The organism is Mycobacterium sp. ST-F2, assembly GCF_001905655.1.
GTDB lineage: Bacteria > Actinomycetota > Actinomycetes > Mycobacteriales > Mycobacteriaceae > Mycobacterium.
This window is the reverse complement of the sequence record NZ_JMHT01000016.1, coordinates 21527-33363: the sequence shown is the minus strand read 5'-3', so window position 1 is coordinate 33363 and position 11837 is coordinate 21527. Positions and strand designations below refer to the sequence as shown.

General features: G+C 68.1%; 12 protein-coding genes and 1 pseudogene. 6 read left to right on the top strand and 7 right to left on the bottom strand.

The genetic code is table 11. From position 1 onward, the window contains the following. Positions 1-105 precede the first annotated feature (105 nt). From napA to EB75_RS07035, 6 genes are all read left to right on the top strand, one after another. Positions 106-414: a nucleoid-associated protein NapA gene (gene napA, locus EB75_RS07060; protein WP_029105136.1), complete on the top strand. Its 309-nt coding sequence runs from the start codon at positions 106-108 to the stop codon at positions 412-414. Between the two features lie 41 nt (positions 415-455). Continuing rightward, positions 456-923 carry a LytR C-terminal domain-containing protein gene (locus EB75_RS07055; protein ID WP_064860083.1) on the top strand — a complete coding sequence of 156 codons (468 nt, stop codon included), beginning with the start codon at positions 456-458 and terminating at the stop codon, positions 921-923. 10 nt (positions 924-933) lie between these two features. Beyond that, positions 934-1653, top strand: a complete 720-nt coding sequence (gene sodC / locus EB75_RS07050) for a superoxide dismutase[Cu-Zn] (protein WP_064860084.1) — start codon at positions 934-936, stop codon at positions 1651-1653. Continuing rightward, positions 1634-2782, top strand: a complete 1149-nt coding sequence (locus tag EB75_RS07045) for a glutamate--cysteine ligase (protein WP_064860085.1) — start codon at positions 1634-1636, stop codon at positions 2780-2782. Before sodC ends, EB75_RS07045 begins: the two co-directional genes overlap by 20 nt. 2 nt (positions 2783-2784) lie before the next feature. Then, a complete protein-coding gene (locus EB75_RS07040; RefSeq protein ID WP_073694746.1) occupies positions 2785-3420 on the top strand; it encodes an LON peptidase substrate-binding domain-containing protein in 636 nt (211 codons plus the stop codon). Positions 3421-3501: 81 nt separating this feature from the next. Then, a complete protein-coding gene (locus EB75_RS07035) occupies positions 3502-4815 on the top strand; it encodes a DUF4878 domain-containing protein (RefSeq protein ID WP_073694745.1) in 1314 nt (437 codons plus the stop codon). Here EB75_RS07035 and EB75_RS07030 read toward each other — a convergent pair. The 7 genes and pseudogenes from EB75_RS07030 to EB75_RS07000 form a co-directional block, all read right to left on the bottom strand. Then, positions 4808-5718 (bottom strand): annotated as a pseudogene (locus EB75_RS07030) (class I SAM-dependent methyltransferase). The gene EB75_RS07035 and the pseudogene EB75_RS07030 overlap by 8 nt on opposite strands. Beyond that, positions 5705-6040, bottom strand: coding sequence for a monovalent cation/H(+) antiporter subunit G (mnhG, locus tag EB75_RS07025; protein WP_073694744.1), 336 nt, complete (start codon positions 6038-6040; stop codon positions 5705-5707). Before mnhG ends, EB75_RS07030 begins: the two are co-directional and overlap by 14 nt. Then, complete coding sequence (locus EB75_RS07020) at positions 6037-6312, bottom strand: monovalent cation/H+ antiporter complex subunit F (protein WP_073694743.1); 276 nt, start codon at positions 6310-6312, stop codon at positions 6037-6039. Before EB75_RS07020 ends, mnhG begins: the two co-directional genes overlap by 4 nt. Beyond that, complete coding sequence (locus tag EB75_RS07015) at positions 6309-6839, bottom strand: Na+/H+ antiporter subunit E (RefSeq protein WP_073694742.1); 531 nt, start codon at positions 6837-6839, stop codon at positions 6309-6311. Before EB75_RS07015 ends, EB75_RS07020 begins: the two co-directional genes overlap by 4 nt. After that, complete coding sequence (locus tag EB75_RS07010; protein ID WP_073694741.1) at positions 6836-8428, bottom strand: Na+/H+ antiporter subunit D; 1593 nt, start codon at positions 8426-8428, stop codon at positions 6836-6838. The genes EB75_RS07015 and EB75_RS07010 overlap by 4 nt, the downstream gene beginning before the upstream one ends. Further along, positions 8425-8898: a Na(+)/H(+) antiporter subunit C gene (locus tag EB75_RS07005; RefSeq protein ID WP_073694740.1), complete on the bottom strand. Its 474-nt coding sequence runs from the start codon at positions 8896-8898 to the stop codon at positions 8425-8427. Before EB75_RS07005 ends, EB75_RS07010 begins: the two co-directional genes overlap by 4 nt. Next, positions 8895-11729 (bottom strand): Na+/H+ antiporter subunit A, encoded by a 2835-nt coding sequence (locus EB75_RS07000; RefSeq protein WP_073694739.1) that lies wholly within the window; start codon positions 11727-11729, stop codon positions 8895-8897. Before EB75_RS07000 ends, EB75_RS07005 begins: the two co-directional genes overlap by 4 nt. Positions 11730-11837 lie beyond the last annotated feature (108 nt).

Genomic DNA, 11837 nt, shown 5'->3' with positions numbered 1-11837 from the left:
GCCGTGGTTGAATGTTCGCCGAACCACTTGCAGCGTCCCAGATCCGTTGTGACGCACGAAACAGGCTGGCATATACCGAGATCAGAGAAAGGGTCCAGGGGCGAAATGGACGGCGCTATGGCGCGTACTGAGCGATCCGGGGACGACTCTGAGCTCGCTGACGGGTTGACCCGTCGCGAACACGACATTCTTGGTTTCGAACGTCAGTGGTGGAAATTCGCGGGTTCCAAAGAGGACGCCATCAAGGAACTCTTCTCGATGTCGGCGACCCGGTACTACCAGGTGCTCAACGCCCTGGTCGACCGGCCTGAGGCGCTGGCCGCGGACCCGATGCTGGTCAAGCGACTGCGCCGGCAGCGCGCCAGCCGACAGAAGGCCAAGGCCGCGCGTCGTCTCGGTTTCGAAATCACCTAGCTTTTCTGCCCTGAGGGTCCGCCTCGATAAGGTGGGGAGCAATGAATCAGCGAGAGTCTTCCGGACTGCCCCTGCGCGCCATGGTCATGGTGCTGTTGTTCCTCGGTGTCGTGTTCCTGCTGGTGGCGTTCCAGTCGCTGAGTTCAGACAGCAGCTCCGACTCGAGCTCGTCGAGCAGCTCCGCCAGTGCGACGTCCGCCACTGCCACCACGACGTCGACGACGCCGGCGCCCGCCAAGGCCGACGTCAAGGTGTTCAACATCTCTGAGGTCGCCGGCGCCGCGCAGACCGTCGCCAACAAGCTGCACGAGCAGCAGTGGAACGTGACCGAGACCGACAACCTCAGCGTCGACGCCCCGCCGGCCGCCACGACCGTGTATTTCGGTGAGGCCGCGGGAGAGAAGGAAGCCGCCGAAGCGGTCGGCAAAATCCTCGACGCGCCCGTCGAACCGCGCATCCCGGCGCTCAATGACAAGGGACCGGGCGTCATCGTTCTGGTGACCGGTTAGGCTCTCGGGCATGCCGATCTCAGCCCCGATTCGCTTCCTCGCCGCCGCTGCGGTCATTGCACCCGTCGTCGCTGCGTGTGCGCCTCCCGGACAGGTCCCCGCAACCACTCCTGGCACCACGCCGGCGATCTGGACCGGCGTCGAGCACGCCCCGCAGGGCCACGGTGAAAAGGCCGGCGAAAAGGCTGCCCCGCAGGCCGCCCCGATCGGCGAGAAGCTGGTCACCGAGCTGAAGACCCCCGAGGGCACGACGGTCGCGACCGCCGAGTTCCTGTTCAACGGTGGGTTCGCCACGCTGACGGTCAAGACCACCTCCGGCGGCGTGCTGACGCCCGGATTCCACGGCCTGCACATCCACTCGGCCGGCAAGTGCGAGCCGAACTCGGTGGCGCCGACCGGTGGCGCCCCCGGCGACTTCCTGTCCGCCGGCGGACACTTCCAGGCTCCGGGCCACACCGGCTACCCGATGAGCGGTGACCTCGCCTCGCTGCAGGTCAAGGGTGACGGCACCGGCTCGCTGGTGACCACCACGGACGCCTTCACCGCCGAGCAGCTGCTCGCCGGCAACAAGACCGCGCTGATCATCCACGAGAAGGCCGACAACTTCGGCAACATCCCGGCTGACCGGTACCAGCAGATCCAGGGCGCCGCACCGGGGGCGGACGAGGCTTCGATGAACACCGGTGACTCCGGTAAGCGCGTGGCGTGCGGTGTCATCGCTGCCGGGTAGCGCGGACAGCCACACCCCACCGCGAATCGATTTCGCCGGGTCGCCACGGCCGACCCTCGGCGTCGAATGGGAGTTCGCCCTCGTCGATGCCCGCACCCGCGACCTGAGCAACGAGGCCGCCGCGGTCATCGCCGAGATCGGCGAGACGCCGCATGTGCACAAGGAATTGCTGCGCAACACCGTTGAGGTGGTCACCGGCGTCTGCGACACCGCCGGCGAGGCCATGGACGATCTGCGGTCGACGCTCGGCCCGGTACGCCGGATCGTGCGCGACCGCGGCATGGAGCTGTTCTGCGCGGGCACTCACCCGTTCGCCGAGTGGGAGAGCCAGCAGCTCACCGAAGGGCAGCGCTACGCCGAACTGATCAAACGGACCCAGTGGTGGGGCCGGCAGATGCTGATCTGGGGCGTGCACGTACACGTCGGGATTTCCTCGGCGCACAAGGTGATGCCGATCATCACGTCGCTGCTCAACCAGTACCCGCATCTGCTGGCGCTGTCGGCGTCGTCGCCGTACTGGGACGGTGAGGACACCGGCTACGCCAGCAACCGGGCCATGATGTTCCAGCAGCTGCCGACCGCGGGCCTGCCATTCCACTTCCAGAAGTGGTCTCACTTCGAGCGCTTCGTCTACGACCAGCGCAAGACCGGCATCATCGACCACATGAACGAAATCCGTTGGGACATCCGGCCGTCGCCGCATCTCGGCACGATCGAGGTCCGGATTTTCGACGGCGTGTCCAACATCGCCGAACTCGGTGCGCTGGTCGCGCTGACGCACTGCCTGATCGTCGATCTGGACCGCCGGCTCGACGCCGGCGAGCAGCTGCCGACCATGCCGCCCTGGCATGTGCAGGAAAACAAGTGGCGCGCGGCGCGGTACGGACTGGACGCCGAGATCATCCTGGATGCCGACAGCAACGAGCGGTTGGTCACCGAAGATCTGGACGAGCTGCTGAACCGGTTGGAACCGGTTGCGGCATCACTGAATTGCGCCGACGAGTTGGCCCGGGTGGTCGACATCTACACCCTGGGCGGCTCCTATCAACGCCAGCGCCGGGTCGCCGAGGAAACCGACGGGGATCTGCTGGAAGTCGTGGACGCGTTGGTGTCGGAGCTGGTGTTGTAGCCGTGCCCATCACGCCGATGTTCCCGCTGGAGTCCGCGCTGCTGCCCGGCGACGAACTGCCGCTGCGGATCTTCGAGCCGCGGTACGGCGAACTGGTGCGGGACTGTATGGCCGCCCCGGAGCAGGTGTTCGGCGTGGTGCTGATTTCGGCCGGCCGTGAGGTCGGCGGCGGCGACGCCCGGTGCTCGGTCGGGGCGCTCGCCCAGATCGACCGGTGCCAGCCGCAGGGCATCGGCCGGTACATGCTTAGCTGCAGCGTGACCGACCGCATCCGAATAGTGCAGTGGCACAACGACGATCCGTATCCGCGGGCCGAAATCGAGAGGTGGCCCGACGAGCCCGGGCCGGTGGTCCCGGAGGCGTCCATCGTGGCGGTCGAGGACCGGATCATCGCGCTGTTCGAACGCATCGCGTCGGCGCAGGGCGCACGCCTGCGGGACCGGGCCTCGATCCTGGCCAGGACCGTCAAACCCGATGTGGGACAACGCCTCTACGCGCTGGCCGCACTACTGCCGATCGGCCAGGCCGACAAGTACTCCGTGCTGGCCGCGCCGAATGCCACGGCCCGGCTGGACGCGCTCGAAGAAGCGGTCGAGAGTCTCACCGCGATGGTGGAATTCCAGCTGTCCGAGGAGTAGCGGCGGCCGTTCCGTGCAGGCAGGGGGGTGCGGCACCGCTTATCCTTGACACAGCTTGTTGTGTTACGGGGAGGGTTCACGATGACGGGTTGGCAGGGGAGCGGTTACAACGGTCCCAACCCAGGTGGCGGCGCGGGCAGGTCGTCCGACGAAGAAGAGACGGCGATTCACCAGACCACGCCACCGGCCGCCCCCGGATGGCCGCCGCAGACGCCGCCGCCGTTGAGCCAGCCGCCGGCCGGTCAGCAGCCGGCAGGCCCGCCGCAGACACCGGCGTGGGGCCAGCCGGTCGCGCCGCAGACCGGCGGCTGGGGCCAGCCGCCGAGCGCTCCCGGTACCGCCCCCATGGGCTGGCCAGGTGCCCCGGGTGCACCCGGAGGTGGCTACGGCGCCCAGCCGTTCGTCACCCCGCCGAAGAAGAACAAGGTGCCGCTGATCATCGCGGCCATCGTGGTGGTGCTCGTCGTGCTGGGTGGTGGCATCTACTACGTCTACGACTCGTTCGGTTCGGGCGACAGCAGCGGCTCGAGCTCCGCCAGCGAGGTCGTCAAGGGCTACCTGGAGGCGCTGTCGAACGGCAATGCCGACATGGCACTGTCCTTCAGCAACGACCAGCCGGCCTCGAAGGAGTTCCTCTCCAGCGACGTGCTGAAGAAGCAGACCGCCGAATGGCCGATCAGTGACATCCGCATCCTCAACGAAGACAAGACCATGGAGTCGATCGGCCGCGCCGACGTCCACGTGGCGGCCAAGTTCGGTGACAAGAATTCCGACGCCACGATTCACGTCAAGAAGGAAGGCGGCAAGTGGCAGCTGGCCCACGCGGCCGTCAAGGTCGATCTGTCGTCGCTGAGTAGTTCCAACAACGCCGCGGACAAGACGATGACGGTGTTCGGCAAGGAGATCGGCGAGGAATCGGCGATCTACGTGTTCCCCGGCTTCCTGGACCTCGGCAGCACCAGCCCGTACGTCACGGTCACCAACAGCAAGCCGCTGCTGCTCGACGCCATCGAAGGGTATTCGGCGAGCGCCTACCTGCAGCCGAAATTTGCGCTCAACGACTCCGGCACCAAGACCATCACCAAGCTGCTGGAGGCGGCGTACGGCAGCTGCTCGTCGTCGCGCTCACTGGTGCCGCCGGCACCCTGCCCGGTGAAGATCAGCGACCGCGATCTGGTCGACGGCACCGTGACATGGAGCCCGCCCGACATGAGCGCCGTCAAGGTCGGTGATCTGGACGAATACCGCATGGAGGTACGTATTTCCGGCGAGGTCCACTACGACGTGAGCGGCCAGGGCCGCAACGGCGGGACCAAGCGCGGCACGTTGACCTCATATGTCACCGGCACCACCGCCGACGTCAGTGGCGAGCAGGTGAAGATCAAGTTCAACTGAGCTTGGCGTCCACGAACTCGCTGCCGATGTCCGGCACCTCGCCGGCGACGTCGGGCTTGTAGCGGCCGGTGACCTCCACGGAGGTCTCGACGCGGGTCTGCCAGCCGTGGCGGGCCAGCCACTCGGCGACGTCCTCGCGCGGCTCTGGGTAGAAGAGCTCGGAGACGTCGGTCACCTGCTGACCGGCCTTGGCGGCTTCCTCGCGGATCGCATCCATCCGGGCTTTGCGGATGCGCTGGTTCTCCTCGCTGAAATAGTTGGCGCCGAAGCCCTCGACAGCGACACGGCTACCGGGCGCGCTGAGTTCGTGGAGACGGTCGAACAGCAGATCCTGGGCCTCGGCGGGCAGGTAGGGCAGCAGCCCCTCGGCGAGCCAGGCCGTCGGCTGGGCGGGGTCGAAACCGCTTCGCCGCAAGGCTTCCGGCCAGTCCTGGCGGAGGTCGATGGGTACGCCGACGTGCCGGGCGGCCGGCTGAATGCCATGGGCGGCCAGGGTTTCCTCCTTGAACGCCAACACTTTCGGCTGGTCGATCTCGAAACCACGGTGCCGTCGGGCCAGGGGAGTCGCCAGGCCCGCGCGTCCAGGCCCGCGGCCAAGATGACGACCTGGCGGATGCCGTCGGCGCCGGCCGATGCGAAGAACTCGTCGAACCACTTGGTGCGTGCTGCCGCGTATGCCCACACCATGCGGATGCGTTGCGCCTGTGCCGAACCGGCCGCGCCGCCGGAGAACGATGAAGACCAGCCGGCCGCGGTGGCGGCGTCGATGAACAGCTGCGCGTAGGGGTCGTCGAACAGCGGGTTCTCCGAAGCGGATTCGGCGGCCCGGGCCATCGCCACCCCCAACGCGGTGGCACCCACGCTTTCGGTGATGCCCCAGGAATCGTCGTCAGTTCGCGCCATAGTCGTCCAATTCGTCGCGGATCAGCAGGTCGTCGCGGAAACTCTGTTCACGATAGGCGAGCTGGCCGACCCGGTTGGCCACCACCGGAGCGGTGATCAGGGTGAACAGACCGGCCAGGATCAGCATGCCGACGTCGGCGTGCCCGCGCAGGCGCAGCCCGGCGCCGGTCAGCACCAGCAGCAGTCCGAGCACCTGCGGCTTACTGGCGGCCTGCAGTCGCGACAAGGTGTCCGGGAAACGCACGACGCCGACGGCTGCTGTCAGCGCCAGCACCGAGCCGCCGAGGATCAAAGCCACGGCGACAATGTCGAATACGTTCATCGCGGCGGCTCCTGATCGGTGTCGCGGACGCGGAACCTGGCCACGCTGACCGAACCGACGAAGGTGATCAGGGCCAGCGCCGTCAAGCTGTAGGTCGCTGTGGTGTCGAGACTGTAGGCCGCCCACGTGCCGATGCCGCACATGGTGACGGCCACGAACGTGTCGAGCGCCACCAGGCGATCCAGGGTGCCGGGACCGGCCAGCAGCCGGAACATCGTGATGGCCGCAGCTGTGATCAGCATTCCGGCAGCAATGATCCACAGGGTGTTCACGCGGGGTCCGCCTCCAAAGGCTGCCAATGGGATTCGCGTTCGAACGACGCGATCATCAACCGTTCGATCTCGGCCACCTGGCGGTAGAACTGTCGCACCGACCGCTCAGAGCCCACATCGATCACGTGGACGTAGATCATCCGCCGCGCCTGGTCGATCTCCAACACGATCGAGCCGGGAATGAGAATGATGACGTTGACGGCCACTGCCAGCACCAGATCCGATTTGAGGGCGAGCCGCGCCCGGAGCACCGCGGTCAGCGGTGGGGGTCCGGGTCTCACTGCGAGCCACGCGAGTTGTATCGAGGACTGCACCAGGTAGTAGGCGACCTTGAGCACGAGCCACGCCAGTGACAGTGGATGGAGCCGGCCCGCCACCGGCACCTGCGGCAACGGCAGCAGCACCGTGATCAGCACGGCGACGGCGAGGCCGCCGACGATGTTGGCGGCGGAGATATTGCCCCACAACAGAATCCACACGGCCATCAGCCAGACCAGGATGCCCACGCGCGGTAACCACTGCCTCATGGCGTCAACACCACCGAGATGTACTGGGCGCGGTCGGCGACCTGGTCGGCGGCCCGCTCCGCGAACCCGAAGATGGGCCCCGCGAACACCGTCAGGGCGAGCCCCACCGCGATGAGCACCGCGGTCGGCGCCAGCATGCTGACGGGCATCCGGCCGACGTCCGGCCGGTCGTCGACGGCCACGTTCGCCACCGGCTCGAGCAGTCCGGCCGGGGCTGCCGTGGACAGCATGCCCTCCGGCGCGTCGTCGCGGGCGCGCCAGAACGCGAGCGTCCACACCCGCGCCATGACGTACAGCGTCAGCAAGCTGGTGATGACGGAGCCGGCGACGAGTGCCCATGCGAGCACCGACGCGCTCTCGGTGCCGGCCTGCAGCAGCGCCACCTTGCCGATGAAACCCGAGAACGGCGGAATGCCGCCGAGGTTCAGCGCCGGGATGATGAACACGAACGCCAGCAGCGGGCTGGCCGCCGCGAGTCCACCGAGGCGCTGCAGTGTCGAGGCCCCGGCCTGCCGCTCGATCAGCCCCACCACCAGGAAGAGCGTGGTCTGCACGACGATGTGGTGGGCCACGTAGTAGATGGCGCCGGCCATGCCGATCCGGTTGGACACCGCGATGCCGAACACCAGGTAGCCGATGTGGCTGACCAGGGTGAAGGACAGCAGTCGCTTGATGTCGCTCTGGGCCATGGCGCCGAAGATGCCGATCAACATGGTGAGCAGCGCCGCGATCATGAGCACGCCGTCGAGTGAGCCACCCGGGAACAGCAGCGTATGGGCCCGGATGATCGCGTACACACCGACTTTGGTGAGCAGGCCGGCGAACACCGCGGTGACCGGTGCCGGGGCGGTGGGGTAGGAGTCGGGCAGCCATGCCGACAGCGGGAACACCGCCGCCTTGATGCCGAACGCCACCAGCAGCACCGCGAACAGTGCCGCCCGGGTACCCGGGGTGATGCCGTCGAGCCGGTTCGCCAGCTCGGCGAGGTTCAGGGTGCCGGTGGCCGCGTAGGTGAGCGCGATGCCGATCAGGAAGATCACCGACGAAACCATGGACACCATGACGTAGCCGATGCCGGCGCGGACCCGCTCCTCACTGGCGCCGACGGTCAGCAACACGAAGCTCGCGGCCAGCAGCACCTCGAAGCCGACGAACAGGTTGAACAGATCGCCCGCGAGGAACGCGATGCAGACGCCGGCCGACAGCACCAGGTAGGTCGGCAGGAAGATCGACACCGGCTGCTCGTCGCCGCCGTCGCGAATGCCCTGTCCGATGGCGTACCAGACCACCGCCAGCAGCACGATCGCGGACACCACCAGCATCAGGGCCGAAAGCCGGTCGACGACAAGCACGATGCCGAGCGGTCCCATGCCGGGTTCGGTCTGGCCCCAGCCGCCGACGTGGACCGCGACGGTGCCGCTGTGGTCGACGACGTAGACCAGCGCCGCGCAGACCGCCGTCATCGCGGCGAGCGCCACCAGCGCGACGACCTGCTGCAGCCGGGGCCGGCGGCCCGCGAACATCGTCGCGGCGGCACCGAGGATCGGGATCAGAACGGGCAGCGGTGCCAGCACCGCACCCGTCGTCACGCCTGCTCCACCGGGTCGGCGGGTAGCGCGTCGAGTTCCGCGGGTGCGTCGGCGTCGGTGACGACGGACGGTTCGCCGCGGTCTTCCTCGACCGCCGGGGTGTCGGTGGTCGACAGCTGCGCGACGCGGCTGTCCTCGGGGTCGTTGCCCACCTCTTCGACCGTGGTGAGGCGGTAGGCCCGGTAGATCAGCGCCAGCACGAACGCGGCGACACCCATGGTGATGACGATCGAGGTGAGGACCATGCCCTGTGCCAGCGGGTCGGCGGTGCCCGTCTGGCCGTGGCTGGTGCGGCCGCGCACCGGCGGATTACCGGAGTCACCCCCCATCACCAGGATCAGCAGGTTCACCGCGTTGCCGATCAGCAACAGGCCCAACAACATTCGGGTCAGGTTGCGCTCCAGCAGCAGGTACACGCCGGTGCCGGTGAGACCGCCGATGAGTACAAGAGGGACGAGATAGGTCGTCATCGGGTGGCCGCCTCACGTGGTGCGTACAACTCTTCGTCGACCCTGGCGCCCAGGCTGCGCAGGATGTCCAGCACCAGGCCCACGACGATGAGGTACACGCCGAGGTCGAAGAACAGCGCCGTCACCACCTTCACCGAACCCAGCAGGGGCAGCGTGAATTTCACCACCGCGCTGGACAGCACCGGGGCGCCCAGCAGCAGCGAGGCCGTCGCCGTCCCGGCCGACAGCGCCAGGCCGGCACCCAGAATCTTGCCGGCGTCCAGCGGCAGCGTCTCGCCCAATTCGTAACGGCCGCCGGCCAGGTACCGCAGCACCAGCGCCAGACCCGCCGTCAGGCCACCGGCGAAACCGCCGCCGGGAGTGTTGTGTCCGGCGAAGAAGAAGTACACCGACAGCACCATGATGAGCGGGAAGATCATGCGGGTCGCCACCTCGAGCACCAGGGAGCGGTGCCGCGGATCGCGCAGGTCGCTGCCCCGCAGCCAGGTGATGTCGGGTGTCGGCCGGTGATCTTTCGGTACCCGGGGCGCCGAGCCGAAACGCCTGTGCCGGAACACCATCGACGCCACACCGGTCGCGGCGACGAGCAGCACCGAGATCTCGCCGAGAGTGTCCCAGGCCCGGATGTCCACCAGCAGCACGTTGACGGTGTTGGCGCCGTGCCCGCGGTAGTACGCCGCGTCGGGCAGCAGCTCGGCCAGCGGCCGGGTCTTGCGGGCGGCCATGGCGTAGACGGCCAGCGCCGTCACCGACGCGCCGACCGCGGTGGCCAGCAGGGCACGCGGCAGCCGGTGCCGCTTCATGTGGGCGGCGTCGGATTCGGCGGGCAGGGTGCGCAGCACCAGCAGGAAGACCACCAAAGTCAGTGTCTCGACCAGGAATTGGGTCAACGCCAGGTCCGGTGCGCCGTAGAAGATGTAGAGCGTGCCGCAGCCGTAACCGGTGACACCGACGACCAGCACGGCCGCCAGGCGGTTGCGCATCACCGTCGCGCTGATCGCCGCCGCCAGCACGATGAGGCCGACGACGACCTGCAGCGGCGAGTTCCACAACTTCAGGTCGGGCTGGTCCCGCGGACCCAGCAGCAGCACCGCGACGGGCAGCACGGCGAGGGTCGACAGGATCATCGCCTGCGTCGTCGGGATCGAGCCGCGCTGGGTGAACGCCGTCAGCCGCACGGCGAAGCGATCCGCGCCGCGGATGGCCGCGTCGTACATCCGGTCGGCATTGCCCAGCGGCAGATATGGCACCCGGAAGCGTTCGAGGCGGTGCCGCAGCACGAACGCCGCCGCGCCGGCTCCGAGGATCACGGCCGACAACAGCAGCGGCATGTTGACGCCGTGCCACAGCGCCAGGTGGTATCCAGTGCTGCCCGGCATGGTCGCGGTGTAGTCGGCGATGGCGTGGTCCAACGCGTTCGGCAGCAGCCCGAAGCCGAGGCCGGCGACGGCCAGGATGCCCGGCGGGATGAGGAAACCGAGGCTGGGACGGTGCATCTCAGTGACGCGAATCGTCGGCTCTTCCCTGCCTTTTCGGGCGAACGCGCCGTAGAGGAACCGCAGGCTGTAGATCGTGGTGAACACCGACCCGAACGCCACGGTCGCCAGCACGAACGGTGCCGACGCGCCCAATGTCGGGCTGTGCCAAAGGGTTTCGAAGTCGGCCTCTTTCGCGACGAAGCCGAGGAACGGCGGCAGCCCGGCCATGCTGGCGGCCGCGGCGACGGCGATGCTCAGCAGCACGGGGCTGCGCCGGCCGAGCCACGCCAGTTTCCGGATGTCGCGGGTGCCCGTGGCGTGGTCGATGATCCCGACGACCATGAACAGCGCGGCCTTGAACATGGCGTGCGCACACAGCATGGCGAGCCCGGCGAGCATCAGATCGCCACCGCCGGCGCCGACCATCACCGTGATCAGCCCGAGCTGGCTGACGGTGCCGAAGGCCAGGATCAGTTTGAGGTCGTACTCGCGCACGGCACGCCAGCCGGCGAGCAGCAGCGTCACCAGGCCCAGCGTCACGACCGTCGGCCGCCACGGCTGGTGATCGGCGAAACCGGGTGTCATGCGCGCGATCAGGTACACGCCGGCCTTCACCATGGCCGCGGCGTGCAGGTAGGCGCTGACGGGCGTCGGCGCCGCCATGGCGCCCGGCAGCCAGAAGTGCATCGGCACGATGGCCGACTTGGACAGTGCACCGATGAGGACCAGCACGACGGCGACCGATGAGGTGGTGCCGGTCGGCGCGGTGGCGACGAGGTCGGACAGCCGGTAGGTGCCGGCGAGCGTGCCCAGCATGATGATGCCGGTCAGCATCGCCAGACCACCGAACGTGGTGACCAGCAGCGCCTGGGTGGCGGCGCGCCGGCTGGCGACGCGCTCGGCATAGTGGCCGACGAGCAGGAACGACAGCACGGTCGTCAGTTCCCAGAACAGGTACAGCAGTAGCGTGTTGTCGCTGCAGACCAGTCCGAACATGGCGCCCGAGAACGCGACGAGCTCGGCGGCGAAGCTGGGCAGCCGGTTCTCGGTGTGCCCGTCGGCGTGGTGGAAGTACTCGGCGCAGTAGAGCAGCACGAGGGTGCCGACGCCCAGCACCAGCACCGACATGATCGCCGCCAGCGAATCCAGCCGCAGCGTGATGTCCATGGACAGCTGCGGCACCCAGTCGATGTGCAGCGTCTGCTCGCCGGTCCCGGGCCAGTTCGACGCCAGCCAGATCAGCGAGCCCGCGGGCGCCAGCGCGAGCGGATAGAACGCCCGCCGTCCCCAGCGTCGTACCAACAGTGGAGCGAGAACAGTGGCGATCGCGTGTACGTACAGAACGGTGAGCATGGGCCTCCGGCAGGCGTCGGGGGGCGGTCCGGCCAGCTTACGGGGCGGCTGTTACTGCCGTGGTCCCGCGGTTCTCGCAGGCCACAGCCCCGCTACCGGGTGCCCGAT